This is a genomic window from Kitasatospora sp. NPDC097605 (assembly GCF_040302725.1).
In the GTDB taxonomy this organism is placed as follows: domain Bacteria; phylum Actinomycetota; class Actinomycetes; order Streptomycetales; family Streptomycetaceae; genus Kitasatospora.
In genome coordinates, this window is record NZ_JBEOSF010000002.1 from 195,063 (window position 1) to 211,576 (window position 16,514).

13 protein-coding genes are annotated in these 16,514 nt (G+C 76.5%); 5 read left to right on the forward strand and 8 right to left on the reverse strand.

Annotated features, from left to right (window positions below):
- Window positions 1–243 precede the first annotated feature (243 nt).
- A complete protein-coding gene (locus ABTX81_RS03015; RefSeq protein ID WP_350541176.1) occupies window positions 244–1,629 on the forward strand; it encodes an MFS transporter in 1,386 nt (461 codons plus the stop codon).
- Between the two features lie 97 nt (window positions 1,630–1,726).
- Here ABTX81_RS03015 and ABTX81_RS03020 read toward each other — a convergent pair whose 3' ends face one another.
- The gene (locus ABTX81_RS03020) at window positions 1,727–2,290 is read right to left on the reverse strand and encodes a DinB family protein (protein WP_350541177.1); all 564 of its coding nucleotides are present in this window, start codon (window positions 2,288–2,290) and stop codon (window positions 1,727–1,729) included.
- 44 nt (window positions 2,291–2,334) lie between these two features.
- Window positions 2,335–2,769: a GNAT family N-acetyltransferase gene (locus ABTX81_RS03025; RefSeq protein WP_350541178.1), complete on the reverse strand. Its 435-nt coding sequence runs from the start codon at window positions 2,767–2,769 to the stop codon at window positions 2,335–2,337.
- A gap of 101 nt (window positions 2,770–2,870) precedes the next feature.
- Between ABTX81_RS03025 and ABTX81_RS03030 the strand changes: the two genes are divergently transcribed.
- Complete coding sequence (locus ABTX81_RS03030) at window positions 2,871–3,755, forward strand: phosphotransferase enzyme family protein (protein WP_350541179.1); 885 nt, start codon at window positions 2,871–2,873, stop codon at window positions 3,753–3,755.
- 3 nt (window positions 3,756–3,758) lie between these two features.
- Here the strand turns inward: ABTX81_RS03030 and ABTX81_RS03035 are convergent, their stop codons facing one another.
- Window positions 3,759–4,580, reverse strand: coding sequence for a hypothetical protein (locus ABTX81_RS03035; RefSeq protein ID WP_350541180.1), 822 nt, complete (start codon window positions 4,578–4,580; stop codon window positions 3,759–3,761).
- A gap of 7 nt (window positions 4,581–4,587) precedes the next feature.
- Window positions 4,588–4,977 (reverse strand): hypothetical protein, encoded by a 390-nt coding sequence (locus ABTX81_RS03040; protein ID WP_350541181.1) that lies wholly within the window; start codon window positions 4,975–4,977, stop codon window positions 4,588–4,590.
- 73 nt (window positions 4,978–5,050) lie between these two features.
- Between ABTX81_RS03040 and ABTX81_RS03045 the strand changes: the two genes are divergently transcribed.
- Window positions 5,051–9,379 (forward strand): CHAT domain-containing protein, encoded by a 4,329-nt coding sequence (locus ABTX81_RS03045; RefSeq protein ID WP_350541182.1) that lies wholly within the window; start codon window positions 5,051–5,053, stop codon window positions 9,377–9,379.
- Between the two features lie 10 nt (window positions 9,380–9,389).
- On the opposite strand, the gene ABTX81_RS03050 is transcribed toward ABTX81_RS03045, so the two are convergent.
- Window positions 9,390–10,247: an S-methyl-5'-thioadenosine phosphorylase gene (locus tag ABTX81_RS03050; protein WP_350541183.1), complete on the reverse strand. Its 858-nt coding sequence runs from the start codon at window positions 10,245–10,247 to the stop codon at window positions 9,390–9,392.
- Window positions 10,248–10,422: 175 nt separating this feature from the next.
- Between ABTX81_RS03050 and ABTX81_RS03055 the strand changes: the two genes are divergently transcribed.
- Window positions 10,423–10,737, forward strand: coding sequence for a hypothetical protein (locus ABTX81_RS03055; protein ID WP_350541184.1), 315 nt, complete (start codon window positions 10,423–10,425; stop codon window positions 10,735–10,737).
- On the opposite strand, the gene ABTX81_RS03060 is transcribed toward ABTX81_RS03055, so the two are convergent.
- Window positions 10,731–11,750, reverse strand: a complete 1,020-nt coding sequence (locus ABTX81_RS03060; RefSeq protein WP_350541185.1) for a hypothetical protein — start codon at window positions 11,748–11,750, stop codon at window positions 10,731–10,733. The genes ABTX81_RS03055 and ABTX81_RS03060 overlap by 7 nt on opposite strands.
- Before the next feature lie 326 nt (window positions 11,751–12,076).
- On the opposite strand from ABTX81_RS03060, the gene ABTX81_RS03065 reads away from it, so the two are divergent.
- The gene (locus ABTX81_RS03065; RefSeq protein WP_350541186.1) at window positions 12,077–15,190 is read left to right on the forward strand and encodes an AfsR/SARP family transcriptional regulator; all 3,114 of its coding nucleotides are present in this window, start codon (window positions 12,077–12,079) and stop codon (window positions 15,188–15,190) included.
- A 64-nt stretch (window positions 15,191–15,254) separates the two neighbouring features.
- Here the strand turns inward: ABTX81_RS03065 and ABTX81_RS03070 are convergent, their stop codons facing one another.
- On the reverse strand, window positions 15,255–15,470 hold the full coding sequence (locus ABTX81_RS03070) for a hypothetical protein (RefSeq protein ID WP_350541187.1): 216 nt from the start codon (window positions 15,468–15,470) through the stop codon (window positions 15,255–15,257).
- A gap of 174 nt (window positions 15,471–15,644) precedes the next feature.
- On the reverse strand, window positions 15,645–16,457 hold the full coding sequence (gene ddaH / locus ABTX81_RS03075; RefSeq protein ID WP_350541188.1) for a dimethylargininase: 813 nt from the start codon (window positions 16,455–16,457) through the stop codon (window positions 15,645–15,647).
- Window positions 16,458–16,514: the final 57 nt, after the last annotated feature.

Sequence of the window (16,514 nt, forward strand, 5' to 3'; positions counted from 1 at the left end):
CGCCCCGGTATTGCAGGGCAGAAGCCCTCCCCGTACGGGCCGAGGGCCCGTCCGATTCGGGACCTCCGTCCCGTTTTCCCCTGACCTTCGACCCCGGGGACCCGCCCCTCGACCCGGGCAACTGTGGACGGTCGCCCGGTGGACACCGGACGATCGGCCCGCCGCCCCCGGCGGGCCGCCGACGACCGTCTACGCGGCGCACGGATGCGACAGCACCCGGTGCGCTCCGGAGGACCCGAACGAATGTCCCGCACTATCGACAACGCCCCGTATACCGCCTTCCACCGCAGGCTCGCGCTCGCCTGTTCCGGTGGACCGCTGCTCGACGGATACATCCTGAGCATCGTGGGCGTCGCCCTCATCGGCATGCGCCCCGAACTGGGGCTTTCCACCGCCGACGTCAGCCTGATCGGCGCAGCCGCGCTGATCGGCATGTTCGTCGGCGGAGCGCTCTTCGGCGTGCTGACCGACAAGATCGGGCGGGAGGTGATGTACACCGCCGACCTGCTGGTGATGATCGCCTGCTCGGTGCTCTCCTTCTGGGTCGACGCGGTCTGGGCGATCGCCCTGCTGCGCTTCGTCCTCGGCATGGCGGTGGCCGCCGACTACCCGATCGCGACGTCCCTGCTCGCCGAGTGGCTGCCCGCCAAGCACCGCGGGCGACTGCTCGGTCAGCAGATCATCGCCTGGTACGCCGGCGCCGTGCTGGCCTACGTGACCGGCTACCTCTTCCTGCAGCTCGGCGGCCCCGGCAGCTGGCGCTGGATGCTCGCCAGCTCCACCGTGCTGTGCGTGGTGTTCCTGGTGATCCGCCGCGGCTCGCCCGAGTCGCCGCGCTGGCTGGCCGCCAACGGCCGGGTCGGCGACGCCGTGCGCCTGGTCGAGCGCCACCTCGGGGTCAAGGTCGACGGGCGCGAGCTGATGCCCGAGCCCACCGCCCCCGGCGCCCCGACCGGCCTGCGCCTGCTGATGACGCCGCCCTACCGCCGCCGGACGCTCTTCTGCGGGCTGTTCTTCCTCTGCCAGGTCGGCCCGCTGTTCGCGATGCTCACCTTCGGGCCGCAGCTCCTGGAGGCCTTCGGCATGCCGGGCGGCACCGTGCTCGAAACCCTCGGCACCGGCCTGATCAGCCTGGTCTTCCTGCTCGGCTGCTACCCCGCGCTGCGCCTGATCGACACCTGGGGCCGCCGCCCGGTGATCATCCGCTCCTTCGCGCTGATGATCGTCCCGCTGGCCGTCCTGGGCCTCTTCCCGGACGCCCCGGCCGCCGTCGTGGTCGTCGCGCTCTGCGCGTACGCCTTCCTCTGCGGCGGGCCGAACGTGCTCGACTGGACCTACCCCAACGAGCTGTTCCCCACCGAGGTCCGGGCCACCGCCGTCGGCGTGGCCACCTCGGTCAGCCGGATCGGCGCGGCCGTCGGCACCTACCTGCTGCCGCTGTCGCTGACCGGGATCGGCACCGGCCCGACCATGCTGATCGCCGCCGGCGTCACCGCGTGCGGCCTGCTGGTCTCGGTGCTCTGGGCCGAGGAGACCCGCGGCACGGCGCTCGGCGCGGCCGCGACCGCTCCCGGCGCCGCTCCCCGCAAGGCGCGCGCGGCCCGGCCGGCGCCGCAGCCGGTGCGCTGACCGCCCGGTGAGCTGACCAGCCGGTGCGCTGACCAGCCACGCCGCCGGGGCCGCGTCCGATCGGGCGCGGCCCCGGCGGCGTTCGATGCCTGCCGCCCTACTGGCCGACGCGCCCGTCGACGCACTCGCGCAGCAGGTCGGCGTGGCCGCAGTGGCGGGCGTACTCGTCGATCATGTGCACCATCACCTCGCGGACCGCGAGCTTCTCCCGGCCCAGGCGCACGCCGAGGTCGTCGGCGTGGCGGGCCAGGGTGGCGTCCAGGGCGGCCTGCTCGCGCTCCAGGTCGGCGAACGCGGCGTCCACCACGGCCCGGTCGGCGACGGCCCCGTCGAAGTCGGCGTCGCGCGCGCCGTACAGCTTGGGCAGCGGCTCGCCGTCGGTGATCCAGTTGTGCCAGTCGCGCTCCACCTCGGCGAGGTGGCGGACCAGGCCGAGCAGGGACATCGTCGACGGCGGCACCGAGCGGCGCGCCAGCTGCTCGGCGTCCAGGCCGTCGCACTTCAGGCGCAGGGTGAGGCGGTAGTTGGTGATCGCCTCCCGCAGGGTGGCCAATTCACCGTCCGGGGACGGGCCTTCGTTGTCGCGCGGGTCGTCGTCCGGGTCCATCCACATGTCGGGGTAGACGGTCGCCGTGGTCCAGCGTGCGGGTTGGTCGCTCATTCGGGACATGGTCGTCGGTGGCGGGCGGGGACGCCACCGGGTTTTCACGGGGGAAGGGTGTCCGTGCCGTCGAACGACCAGGCGAGCACCTCCTGCGGCCCGGCCTGCGCGACGCCGCCGGCGCTGCGGTAGAGCGAGCGGGCCGCCGGGTTGTCCGCGTCCGTGACCACCCACATGCCGTAGCAGCCGAGGTCGCGCGCCAGGTCGGCGAGGGCCGAGGTCAGCGCCGGGCCGATGCCGCGCCCGCTGAACCGGACGTCCACGCCCAGGTGGTGGAGGTACATCCCGGTGCCCCGGTCCGGGCGGGTGGTCTCCACGCCGGTGACCATCGCGGCGGGCGCGTCGTCCACGTAGGCGACGAGCAGGTGGTGGCGGTCGTCCGCGAGGAAGCGGGCGGTGGCCTCGGGGAGCGGTGGCGAGTCGAAGAGGTGACCCGCGGCCTGGACGTCCTCGGCGCGGGTGACGCGGCGGATCTCCATGGGGGGATGCTGACAGAATCCCGGCGCGGGAGACAGCGGGCCCGGGGTGTGCGACCGATATCCGGGTGCTTCCCGGCCAGGTGGGCGGATAGGGTCCGCGCGTGAACGAACGAGAAGGACACGCCGAGGAGCGGCCGGTCGTCGCGGACGGCGGGCCGGTTCGGGTCGGCGGGGGCGGGGGCATGAGGCCCGAGGGCGAGGAGGAGCAGCTGACCGGCGGGAACGCCACCGCGAGTGTCGTCCGCGTCGGGGACACGGTGCGGCGCACCGTCGGACCGTGGACGCCGGCCGTGCACGCGCTGCTGACGCATCTGCACGGGGTGGGCTTCCGGGCCGCGCCGCGTCCGCTCGGCATCGACGAGCAGGGGCGGGAGGTGCTGAGCTTCGTGCCGGGCCGGGTGGTGTGGCCGGAACGGTTCGCCCTGCTGGACCCGGTGGCCCGACTGACCCGGGTGGCCCGGCTGATCAGGGAGTTCCACGACGCCGTGGCGGGGTTCACGCCGCCGGCCGACGCGCGGTGGCAGGTGCTGATGCGGGACGACTCGGCGCAGGCCGGTGAGATCATCGCCCATCAGGACCTGGCGCCGTGGAACCTGGTGGTCGACGAGGGGTCCGACCGGTGGGCGTTCATCGACTGGGACACGGCCGCGCCCGGCTCCCGGCTCTGGGACCTCGCCTACGCCGCGCACGGGTTCCTTCCGCTGGCCGCCGACCCCGCCTTCCGGCGCGCCGACGCGGACGCCGCCGAGCGGCTGCGCGCGTTCGTGGACGCCTACGGGCTCGACGAGGGCGAGCGACGGCGGCTGGTGCCGCTGCTGGGGCGGCGCACCCGGGCGATGCACGACTTCCTGCGGGAGCAGTCGGGCCTCGGCGTCCAGCCGTGGACGCGGCTGTGGCAGGAGGGGCACGGCGACACCTGGCTCGCGAACACCGGGTACATCGAGCGGCGCCGGGAGCGGTGGCTGCGGGCGCTGCTCGACGGCTGAGGGTCAGGGCCGGGGGGCGGGGCCGTCGTCCGGCGGCCCCGGGAGGGCGGCGACCGCCTCGGTGGTGCGGCAGAGCGCCTCGACGGCCTGGCGCAGCGCGCGGTGGGCGGCCAGCGCGAGGAGCACCCCGGCGGGCGCCGAGGGCCACCACCAGGCGCCGAGCACGGTGAACGCGACGGCCCAGACCAGGGCCTCGCAGGCGGCGTCGTAGGCGTCGCGGGCGGCGCCCAGGGCCTCCCGGGCGGGGTCGGCGGAGCCCAGGACCAGGCCGGTCCAGGCCTCGGCGACGTCCGTGCCCGTCGTCTCCCGCACGCGCCGCTCGGTGGCCCGCAGACGGTCACCGGACCAGGTGGGCCCGGTGGGCGCGGTGGGGGCGGACCGGGCGCGCAGCGCGTCCAGCCGGGCGGCGCGCGTCTCGCGGCCGGCGGCGCGGGCCCGTACGGCCTCCCGGGCGATCTCGTCGGGCGGCGACCAGCGGCGCCGCCGCCGCTCGGTCAGCCGCCGGCCGAGTGGCGACAGCCACCAGGGCCACGCGCCGGAGGCCAGCGCGCCGAGCGCGCCCGCCGCGAACGGCACGGCGAGGGCGGCGGCCGCCACGGCGGCGGCGAGCAGTACCAGCACCGCGGCGCCGTCGGAGGTGACGCCCTCGCCGAGGCGCAGCGCGCCGGCGACGGCGGCGCGGGCGCGGGCGAGGTCGGACCAGTGTGCCCAGCCGAGCCGCCCGCCGCCGACCACGGCCACCACGACGAACAGCGCGGCCGGGAGCAGCCGGCGCAGGAACCAGCCGTCGGGGACGCGCTTCTGGAGTTCGAGGAGCAGGCCCACCGGCGGATCAGTCCACCTGGCGGAGCGGGCCGCCGGTCAGTGCGCAGAGCGGGTCGGCACCGTCCGCGGCCCGCTCGCCCGGCAGGTCGACGCGGGCGCAGCGGCCGGTCGGGCAGATCCGGCCGGTCGAGCGGGCCGGCGGTCCCGCGGGCCAGTCGCCGGCGCCGAGGGTGGCGCGCAGTCCGATGCCGCCGGGGACCCCGGCCGCCTCCACCGCCTCGTGCAGGGCGCGGACGGCCTCGCGCCAGGCCGCGCCGCCGGGTTCGGCGTCGCGGACGGCGGCGAAGGGCCCGTCCCAGGCGTCGGGGCCGACGAGTTCGCGCAGGTCCCCGGCGTTGCGGCAGAGGTACTCGACGGCGTCCGCGAACACCCGCCCGGCCTTGGCGTCGTTCCCCACGCATGCTCCTTTCGCCCGTACGACTCCCGTTTTTCCGGTGCGCGTTGACGATACGTCACGTTACGGTGGTGCGGTGGGCGAGATCCGGGATCGGGTGACGGCACGGCTGGCGGCGGCTCAGAGCGTGGCGGGTTCCGCCTCCTTGAGGCTCCCGGAGGCGGCGGAGGACGCGCTGGCGCTGCTGCGGGAGGCGACGCCGTCCGCGACGGGCGAGGTCGACGCCGCGGCCGTCAACCTGGTCTTCTGGACGTTCTGCCTGCGGCACACGGGCCCCGGCGATCCGGACGCGGCCCGGAACACCGCCGTCATGAGCTTCACCTTCGGCTTCCTGTACCCCCGTGCGCCCGAATCGGCGGTGTTCCCGGACCAGTTCGAGGCCGCCTTCGACCCCGCCGATCCGCTGCACGACGCCCGGTTCGCGCTCCTGGTGGCGGACACCCACGGCGAGTTCGCGCTCGCGCCGGACGCCGCGGAGGACGAGCGGCCGGCCATGCTGGACCGCGCGCTCGCCTGGTCCGGCCTGGCGCGGAGCCTGCTGCCGCCGGAGCACGCGCCGGACCCCATGGCGGAGTTCCAGGCGTTCCGCTTCGAGGCGGCCCGGTTCGAGCTGGCCGCCGATCCCGACGCGCTGGCCCGCGCCGCCGGGCACGGGCGGGTGGTGTGCGAGGCGCTGATCGCCCAGGTGCCGGACGGCCTGCCCCCGGACGCCGCCGAGCTGCTGGCCGCCGCGCTCGGCACCATGGCGGACGCGGCCAGGCTGCTCGGCGCGCCGGCGGTCGACGAGGTCGAACGGCTGGTCGCGGCGGCGCCGGCCGGGACGCTCGCGGCCGAGGCCGTGCGGGCGCTGCGCGACGTGCGGGAGCTGCGGGCCCGGGCGACCGTCTGGCCCGGGCAGTTCGACCTGCTGATGGGGATCGCCCTCGCCAACGGCGGTGTCGCCGAGGAGGACCGGGGCCGGGTGGCCTGCGCGGTACGGCGGCTGCGCGCGGCCCTCGCCGCGACGCCGGACGGCCACCCGCAGCGCGCCGCCGTCGCCGCGGCCCTGGCCGAGGCGCTGGAGGCGTCCGCCCGGATGCGCGGCGACGAGGAGGCGGCACGCGAGGCCGCCGAGCTGCGGGCCCGGGAGGGCGGGGTGCAGGGCGGCATGCAGGACGGGGAGTTGTCGCCCGAGGAGGCGCTCGCCTTCGTGCAGGACGCCTACGAGCGCTCGGACGGGCCGCCGGTCATCACGATGGAGGTGCTCTCCATCGCGGCGTCGCCCGACGAGCAGCCGGTCTCCGACGAGCGGATCGAGCGGTTCCGGGCCGCACTCGCCCCGGTGGCTCCGGACCACCCGCGCCGCTATGCCTACGACGCCGTGCTCGCCTCCCTGCTCGGCCTGCGGGCCGGGCAGCTGCGGACGTCCGACCCGGCACGGGCGGCGCGGCTGGACGCCGAGGCCCGGGCGCTGGGCCGGGAGGCGGCGGCCGCGGCGCCGCCCGGGGTCCCGTTGATCACGGCGCTGGTCTCCGGGCGGTACGAACTCGCCCTGCCCTACGCCGCCGCCATGGCCGTCCTCGCCGAAGCGGACGGCAGCTTCGCCGATCCGGAGCTCGCCGCCTCGGCCGCCATGCTGTCGCGCCTCAGCGACCTCGCCGAACGCACTGACCGCCGTCCCGACGACCCCGCCGCCCTCGCCGAGACCATCGCCGTCCTGCGGGACCTCATGGCCGGCCTCCCCGAGGGCGACTCCCCCGACCGCGCACGGCTGTCCGGCGCCCTCGGCCTCGCCCTGTCCGCCCACGGCGCGGCGTCGCGCGGCCTGACGGACGCCGACGAGGTCGTGGCGCTCCTGCGCTACGCCCGGGCCCACTCCGCCGAGCGCGACCCGGCGGTCGACGAGACCCTGGCCCAGACGCTGACGCTGCTCTCGGCCCTGCGGTTCGACCCGGAGGCCGCCCGCGAGGCGGCGGCGGTGCGGGCCGAAGCGGCCGCCGGGGGCGCCGGTACCGACAGCGCCGGGGAGGAACCCTCGGACGTCGAGTCGGCGACCGCGACGGCCGTCATGGAGCTCCACGGCGCCCTCCAGAACTACGTCCTGGGCCATGAGCCGGACCAGCTCGAACAGGCCCGGCGGGCGGCCCTGCGGATCAAGGAGCTCGGCGCCCTGGCGGGCGACGACCCGGCCGCCGCGCGACTCGGGCTGGACCGGGCGGGCGACGACTACCTCAACCTGCTCGACGCGGTGGGGCCGGGCGGCGGACCGAAGAGCTCCATCACCGACGAACAGGTGGAGCGGTGCCGCGCGACGTTCGAGGCCTGCCCGCCCGGCCACCCCCGCCGGCTGAACGCAGCGATGACCTACACCAATGTGCTCGTCCAACGGGCCGTGATCGTCCGCCGGCAGGACCCGGCACGGCTGGCGCCCCTGCTGGACGAGGCCCGTCGCATCGTCGGCCTCATCGCTCCGGAGGTTCCCGACGCCCTCACCGAGGGACTGCGCGCGATCATCACCATGGCCGCGGCCGGCCCCGAGGAACTCCCGCGGCTTCTGGACGCCCGGTCCGGGCACGACCCTCTGGGGTTCTTCTCCGCGGAGGGCTTCACGGCCATGGTGGCCGACCTCTTCCCCCGGACCGGGGCCGACGCGGCCCCGTTCCCGGCCGTCCCCACGCCGTCCGCCTGGCTGCGGGCGCACAACGCCATCGGCGCGGCGGCCGGGGCGGTGCGGCGCTCGCCGGAGCAGGGCGGCGGGATCGACGTGGCCCTCGGCCACATCGAGACCGCCGTGGAGCTGCTGCCCGCCGTCACCGACCGGGGCAGCGACCAGCAGTCCGCGGAGCACGCGCTGGTCTCCTTCGACGGGGACCTGCGGGGCATCACCGAACTCGTGCTGATGGCGATCACCCTCGGGAGGGCGCCGGAGCGGTTCGTGAGGCTCCTGGCGGATCCGGGGTACGAGCCCGGACAGTGGAGCGGCGCGGGATCACGGAACCCCTTGGTGGAGTCCGGGCTCGGCGTCGTCGACGGCCCCGAGGTCGAGCGGGCCGTCGAGCTGCTGGAGCGCGGGCGCGGGCTGCTGCTGGCCCGGCGGATCGAAGCGCGGGTCGATGTGAGCGAGCTCCGGGCCGTACATCCGGAGGCGGCCGAGGCGTTCGAGTGGATCACCGACCGGCTCGCCGCACCGGACCCGCGGGCCCTCCCAGAGCAGGCCAGGCTCGACGCGCTGCACGACTCGCGGGCGCTGGACGACCTCATCGGGCGGATCCGCGGCCTGCCCGGCTTCGAGGGCTTCCTGCGCCCGCTCACCGCCGACCGGCTGCGCGGCCTCGCCGAGGACGGGCCGGTGGTGCTGCTCCAGCAGGGGCCCCACCACTGCCATGCCGTCGTCGTCACCGGGGAGTCGATCACGGCGCTGCTCCTCGAACCCGAGACGTCGGAACTGAAGGAGCGGGCCCGGCAGTTGCGCGAGGCCGTCGACGCGATCAACGCCCGGGGCGGCGCCCGGCCCTCGCCGGTGGCGCTGGTCCGCGCGGCCGCGACCGTGCGGCGGTGCCTGTCCTGGACGTGGCACGCGGTCGTCCGGCCCGTGCTCGACCACCTCGGACTCGCCGGGGCGGTGCCCGGGGACGGGCCGTGGCCGCGGGTCTGGTGGGTGCCGACCGGGGCGTTCAACGCCCTTCCGCTGCACGCCGCGCAGTGCACGCCGGGGTCGGCGGACTGCGAGCGCGGCGGCCGGGGCTGCGGGGCGGCGCTGGACGCCGTCGTGTCGTCCTACGTGCCCGGCTTCCAGACCCTCGCGTACGCGCGCGCCCGGGCCGGGCGGCGGCACGCCGGCACCGGGTACGACAACGCCCTGCTGGTCGCCGTCCCCGAGGACGAGCTGCCCGGCGTCGCGGCGGCGGCCCGCTACGCCGCCGGGCTCCTCGGCGCGCCCGGGCCGCTGGTCGGTGCCGCCGCCACCCGCGCGGCCGTGCTCGGCGCACTCGGCGAGGCCCGGTGGGCGCATTTCGGCTGCCACGCGGCCACCGATCCCGACGAGCCGTCCGGTGCCCGGCTGCACCTGCCGAACGGCGAGCAGCTCTCCGTCCTGGAGATCTGCCGCGCCCGGCCCGACGCCGCCCGGCTGGCCTTCCTCACGGCCTGCGGCACGGCGCGCAGCTCGGAACGGCTCAGCGACGAGGCGATCCACATCACCGGCGCCTTCCTGCTCGCCGGGTTCCCCGCGGCGGTGGGCACGCTGTGGGAGATCGACGGCGAGCACGCGGAGCAGGTCACCCGCGGCTTCTACCGGCGCGTCACCGCCGGGGACGGCGGCGCCGCGGCGAGCGCGCTCGCCCTGCACCACACGGTTCGCGAACTGCGGCGCCGGCTGCCGGACCGGCCGCAGCTGTGGGCGGCGTACGTGCACGCCGGGGCGTGAACCGGCGGGACTACTCCCCCGGTACGCCGGGCAGGCCGGGGATGAAGCCGTCGAGGGCGTGGCGGCACGGGCAGGTGCGGGCCGCCGGCAGGGCCTCCAGCGCCTTGAACAGCACGGTGCGCAGCCGGTCGACGTTGCGGCCGAACACCTCCAGCACCTCCGCGTGGGTGACGCCCGCGCCGCTCTCCACGCCCGCGTCCAGGTCGGTGACCAGGTTCAACGAGGTGTAGCAGAGGCCGAGTTCGCGGGCCAGCACGGCCTCCGGGTGGCCCGTCATGCCGACCGTGGACCAGCCGTTCGCGGTGAACCAGCGCGACTCGGCGCGGGTGGAGAAGCGCGGGCCCTCGATGACCACCAGCGTGCCGCCGTCCACCGGCTCCCAGGCCGCCGCGCGCGCCGCCCCCAGCACCGCGGCACGCCCCGCCGGGCAGTACGGGTCCGCCATCGGCGCGTGCACCACGCCGGGCACCGAGCCGTCGGGCAGCGGCAGGCCGTCGTAGAAGGTCTGCGCCCGGGCGGCGGTGCGGTCCACGAACTGGTCCGGCACCAGCAGCGTCCCCGGCCCGTACTCCGGCCGCAACCCGCCCACCGCGCACGGCCCGAGCACCTGCCGCACCCCGAGCGAGTGCAGCGCCCAGAGGTTGGCCCGGTAGTTGATCCGGTGCGGCGGGAGCCCGTGCTCCCGCCCGTGCCGCGGCAGGAACGCCACCCGCCGCCCGCCGGCCTCCCCGATGAACACCGAGTCGCTCGGCGCCCCGTACGGCGTCTCGACGGCCACCTCGGCCACCTCGTCGAGCAGCGCGTACAGCCCCGACCCCCCGATCACCCCGAGCTCCGCCCCCACCCCGGCCACCCGATCGCCCGCCATGCCGCCCGCCTCTCGTCGAAGACCTCTGGGAGGGACCAGCCTAGGTCCTCCCTGTTGTACGTTGGCGGGCGACGAGGAGGTGGGGACGGTGCGGGGTGTCGGGCCGCTGGTGCACGTGTGTGACGGGCCGGGTGGGTTGGCCGTTTGGGGGGTCGCCGAGCCGGAGCGGTGGGGGGTGGACGTCCATGTGATGGTGGAGGCGGGGGAGGACGTCGGGGCGGTGGATCTCGGTGTGCTCGGGGAGGTGTTGGAGCGGCTGGACGAGGTGGTGGCGGGGGCGCGGCGGTTCGTCTGCGGGGAGTTGGGGGTGACGGAGGAGCAGGCGGGGCTGGGGTCACCGGAGGTGGACGTGTACGGCGACGGGTGGATGCTGCGGTTCGCGGAGTCGGGGTTGGAGATCGGTGAGCCGTTCGGGGTGGGGGTGTGGTTCGAGGGCTTGCGGCCGGTGCGGGTGGAGGACCTGAGCGAGGCGGAGGAGATCGGTCACTGAGCGGCGTCCCACCGCTGGAGGGTCGCGAGGGCGCCGGCGCGGTCGGCGGGGCCGAGGAGGTAGTCGGCGACCGGGGTGAGCAGCAGGGTGGCGTGGTCGGGGGCGGGCAGGAGGCGGGCCTCGTCCCAGGTGTGGCGGATGACGGTGCGGCGCAGCAGGGTGCCCCGGCGGGCGGTCAGGCGGGGGGTGGCGGCGGCGTCGGTGCGGCGGCGCTGTTCGGGGGCGAGTTCGGGGGTGAGGGCGGTGCGGACGGCGGCGAGGGTGCCGAGCGGCAGGCGGGGGGCGGCGAGGTCGAGCAGGGCGGCGGCTTCGGGGGCGAGGCGGTAGGCGGCCAGGACGGCGGCGGTCTCGGCGGGTTCGAAGGGCTGCCGGGTGAGACAGGAGAGGTCGAGGAGGGTGAGCGGGTCGAGGTCCGCGCCGGCGGGTGCGTGCAGGTGGGCCTCGGCGAGGGCGATCAGGCACTCGACGTGGTCGTCGGCGACGAGGTAGGGGCGGACCGGGACGGTGGCGCGGTCGCCGGGGAGGGCGGCGGTGGTGAGGTGGACGCGGTACCAGGGGTCGAGCAGCGGGTCCTCGGCGGGCCAGCGGACGGTGACGGCGGTGTGGTGCGGGCGGTCGCCGAGGAGGGTGACGTCGATGGTCTCCACGGGGTGGTCGGTGACCAGACGGACGACGGCCTGCCAGAGCGCGGCCTCGCCCGGGGCGACCAGGTCCAGGGAGGCCTGGGGCCGGAGCAGGCCGGCCGGGTAGTAGCCGGCCAGCGGGATGCCGTGGATGGCCCGGACGCCGGTGGAGCGGGCGAGGTCGTGGGCGAGGCGGGTGTAGTGGTCGGCGCGGGTGCGGGCGCGGCGCAGTTCGGCGCGGGCGGGCTCGCCCATCCGGACGTCGTCGCGGGCCAGGGCGGCGAGCACGAGGTGGGGCAGGTGACGGCTGCCGCGGGCGCGGTGGAGCAGTTCGGCCGGCCCGTCGGCCGGGTCGACGTCGAGCAGGTCGTACAGCAAAGCGGTGTTCACGGACGTCCGCCTCCGAAGGTATCGTCATGGCGCCCGACGCCGCCGACGGCCGAGGGCGGGGCATCACGGCCGGTTGCTGGGGGCACCCGGTCGCGGGAGGTGAAGGAGGGGCGGACCGGACCGTCTCCGGCGGGCCCCGGCACGGCCATGGTGGCCGGTCGGGTTCAACGCGCGGTCACCACAGGCTCAACGGAGCCTCGACACCGCGCCCGGCCTTGTGGTTTAACACGTCACACAGAAAATGACATGTGCACGAGCGGGGCGGGCACTGTCCTGGGGCAGCAGGGGGCAGGATGGGCGATCTCCGTTTTTCCTTACTGGGTCTGATGCGGGCGCACCGCGGCGCGACGGCGCTCAAGGTGGGCAGCCCGCAGCAGCAGGCGATGCTGGCCGTGCTGCTGCTGCGGCCCGGTCATTCGGCGAGCGCCACGGATCTGATCGCGGCGCTGTGGGGCGAGGAGCCGCCGAGCGCGGCGATGACCACCGTGCGGACGTACGCGTGGCGGTGGCGCAAGGTGCTGGACGCCCCGGAGCCGGCGGAGCCCGGCGGGGCCGGGGGCGGGGAGAAGGCGCCGGGCAGCGTCCTGGTGTCGATGGGCGACGGCTACCGGCTGGTCCTGCCGAAGCTGGCGGTGGACGCGGCGCAGGCGGAGACGCTGGCCGCCGAGGCGGAGCGGACGGCCAGGGCCGAGCCGCTGCGCGCCCGCGACCTGCTCAACCAGGCGCTGGAGCTGTGGCAGGGCGAGCCGCTGGCCGGGATCCCCGGGCCGTTCGCGGAGCGGCACCGGCAACGGCTGGAGGAGCTGCGGCTGACGCTGCTGGAGGAGCGGATCGGCCTGGACCTGGCGCTGGGCCGCTACTCGCGGTGCATCCCGGAGCTGACCTCGCTGACCACCGAGCACCCGTTGCACGAGCGGGCGTACGGGCTGCTGATGCGGGCGCTGTACCAGGCCGGGCGGCAGGCGGACGCGCTGGCGGTGTTCCGCGGGGTGCGGCAGCTGTTCCTGGCGGAGCTGGGGGTGGGGCCGGGCGCGGAGCTGGAGCAGTTGCACCGGCGGATCCTGGAGGGCGACCCGGCACTGGCCGCGCCGGAGGCGCCGGGCGCGGGTGCGGGTGCGGGTGCGGCGGGCCCCGCCCCGGTGGCGGCGGAGGCCGCGGCCGGGGAGCGCGCGCCGGCGGCGGACGGCGAGGACGGGACGAAGGACACGGACGACGCCGGCGCCCCGGCCGCCCGCGCCGCCGCCCGGCCCTCCGGCGCGCCGCCGAGGCCGGCCCAGCTGCCGCCGGACGCCGCCGACTTCACCGGGCGCACGGCGCCGGTGCGGGTGCTGTGCAAGGCACTGGCCGCTCCCGCCGAGGACGGCGGGGCGCCGGAGCGTGCGCAGCAGGCGCTGGTGGTGGCGACCGTGGTCGGGATGGGCGGGGTCGGCAAGACGGCGCTGGCACTGCACGTGGCGCACCGCGTCCGGGAGGCCTACCCGGACGGCCAGCTGTACGCGGACCTGCGCGGCTCGGACCCGGTGCCGGCCGATCCGGAGGCGGTGCTGAGCGGCTTCCTGGTGGCGCTCGGGGTGGCGGCGGACGCGGTGCCGGACGGCCTGGACGCGCGCTCGGCGCTGTTCCGCTCGGTGGTGGACGGCCGGCGGCTGCTGCTGGTGCTCGACAACGCCAAGGACGCGGCACAGATCCGGCCGCTGCTGCCGGGGGCGGTCGGCTGCGCGGTGCTGACCACCGGCCGGACCAGGCCGGCCGGGCTGCCGGCGACCGTGCAGGTCGACCTGGACGTGTTCCAGCCGGACGAGGCGCTGGACCTGCTCGGCCGCACCATCGGCGCGCAACGCCTCGCCGCCGAGCCGGACGCCGCCCGGGAGCTGGTGGTGGCCTGCGGGCACCTGCCGCTGGCGGTGCGGATCGTGGCCGCCCGGCTGGCCGCGCGGCCGGGCTGGACGGTGGAGACGCTGAGCCGCCGGCTGCAGGTGGAGCGGCGGCGGATCGACGAACTGCGGATCGGCGACCTCGCGGTGGCGGCCGCCTTCGAACTGAGCTACCGCCAGCTGACCGGGGACCAGGCCAGGGCATTCCGGCTGGTCGCCTCGGTGGACGGCCCGGACATCGGGCTGCCGGCGGCGGCCGCCCTGCTGGCCCTCGACGAGTACGACGCCGAGGACCTGCTGGAGGCGCTGGTGGACGTGGCGATGGTGGAGTCGCCGTTCCCCGGGCGCTACCGGTACCACGACCTGCTGCGGGCGTTCGCGCGCCGGCGACCCGCGCAGGAGCCGGGGACCGGCGGGGCGGAGGGCGGTGAGGCGGTGGCGGCCCGGGACCGGCTGCTGGACCACCTGCTGGCCACCGCCTGCACGGCCTTCCAGCACGCCGTCCCGGGCGATCCGGCGGCGGGCGCGCTGGGTCCGGCGCACTCCCCCGGCGTCCCGCTGCCCGGCCGGGACGCCGCCCGGGAGTGGGCGGCCGTCGAAGGGGCGGGCGCGGTGGCGCTGGCGGCGCAGGTGGCCGCCGACACCGCCGCCGGGCGGGGGCCGGCGCTGCGGGCGGCGATCGACCTGCTGATCGCGCTCACCCCGTTCGTGCTCACCCCGCCGAGCCGTCAGCTCGCGGCGACGGCCGACGCGCTGGCCGAGGCGTCCGCCCGGGACGGCGACGTCCGGGCCGAGGGGCGGGCGCACTTCCTGCGCGGCAACGTCGCGCTGGCCGCGACCCGGCTGGACGCGGCCGAGGCGGCGTCCCGGCGGGCGGTGGCGGCGGCGCGGGCGGCCGAGGACTCGGTGGTGCTGCGCCAGGCGCTCAACGACCTCGGGCTGATCTGCCAGTTCCTGAGCCGCTACGACGAGGCGGTGGACCACTACGACGAGGCGCTGCTGCTGGCCAACCGGCTCGGGCACCGCTCCGGCGCGCTGGTGACGACGGTGAACGCGGCGCTGGCGCGGGTGCGCAGCGGGCGGGCGGACGAGGCGGTGACGATCTGCCACGAGGTGCTGGCGGAGCTGCGGACCCGGCAGGACGACCCGGGCCGGGCGTACACGCTGTACGTGCTGGGGCTGGCGCTGCACGCGCTGGGCCGGCACGAGGAGGCGGTGACCTGGTTCGGCGAGTGCCTGGCGGTGTCGGTGGCGGCCGGGCTGCGGGACCGGGCGGCGCACGCGCGCTACCGGCTGGCGGACAGTCTGCGCGAGCTGGGCCGGGCGGACGAGGCGCTGGAGCACGCGGAGCAGGCGCTGGTGCTCTGCGTGGAGCTGGGGGCGGAACGGGACCAGGCGCAGGCGCTGGTGGTGCTGGGCTGCGCGCTGGCGGACCTCGGGCGCGGGGCCGAGGCGGGGGCGCGCCTGCGGGAGGCGCTCGCGATCTTCCGGCGGCTGGGGCTTCCGGAGGCCGCCGAGGTGGCGGGGCTGCTCGCGGAGCCGGCCTTCGCTCTGGTGGATCCGTGAGCGGGGGTGGTTCGGGCGGGGCGGCAGAAACGGTTCTGCTTCCAGTGACGGGCGTGCCCGGGGCTCAGGAGCCGGTGCTGTTCCAGTCCGAGTGGCCGCTGCCGTCGGTCGGGGTGGGGGTCGGGGTGGCGGCGGGGGCGGTGGTGCCGGTGCCCGTGCCGGTCGCCGCGTCGTCGGCCATCGCGGTGCCGGCCGCGCCGAGGGCGAGCAGGGCGCCGAGGCCGAGGCCCGCGACGGCCAGGCTGATCCGGGTGGTGCCGCTCGTCGAACGCTTCGCCATGACTGCTCCTCGGGTGGTCTTCCCCGGTGGGAAGGGGCTGCGCCGGGCTCTCCCCGGCTGACGTGATCAGCATGGCAAGCGGCGTTCAACGGCCGATCGACGCACGAGCAGCGTGCGTCGATCGGCCGCGTTGATCGGGGTGCGATCGGGACGTCGATCCCGGAAAGCCGCGGGTCAGACGGCCTCGCGGAGCTCCAGGGTGCAGCACTTCACGCTGCCGCCGCCCTTGAGCAGCTCGGACAGGTCCATCCCGATCGGCCGGAAGCCGTGCGCCCGCAGCTTCGCCGCGACCCCGGTGGCCGGCTCCGGGACCACCACGTTCAGGCCGTCGCTGGCCACGTTGAGCCCGAACGCCTCGGCGTCCTCCTCCCCCACCAGCACCGCGTCCGGGAAGAGCCGGCGCAGCACCGCCCGGCTGCCGGCCGAGAACGCGCCCGGGTAGTACATGATCTGGTCGCCGTCGAGCACGCTGAGCGCGGTGTCCAGGTGGTAGAAGCGCGGGTCGACGAGGTCCAGTCCGATCACCGGGCGGCCGAGGAACTCCTGCGCCTCGGCGTGCCCGGCGGAGACGCTGCGAAAGCCCCGGCCGGCCAGCAGGCAGCGGTCGGTGAGCAGCAGGTCGCCCTCGCCCTCGTTGACGTGCACCGGGTCGTGGGTGGTGAAGCCGTGGGCGCGGAACCACTCCAGGTACGCCGGGCCCTCGGCGGCCCGCTCGGCGTTGCGGAACCGGGCGCCGAGCACCCGGCCGTCGACCACGGTGGCGCCGTTCGCCGCGTACACCATGTCGGGCAGGCCGGGCAGCGGGTCGATCAGGTCGACGCGGTGGCCGAGGTCGAGGTACAGCTCGTACAGGCGCTCCCACTGGGCCACCGCGAGGTCGGTGTCGACGGGCTTGTCCGGGTCCATCCACGGGTTGATGGCGTAGCTGACCTCGAAGTGGGTCGGACGGCACATCAGGTAGCGGCGGGGACGGGCGGTGCGGGTCATGGCGGGCTCCGGGAGGGTGAGGGTGGGAGGAGCGGGGGCGGGAGGAGCGGGGCGGCG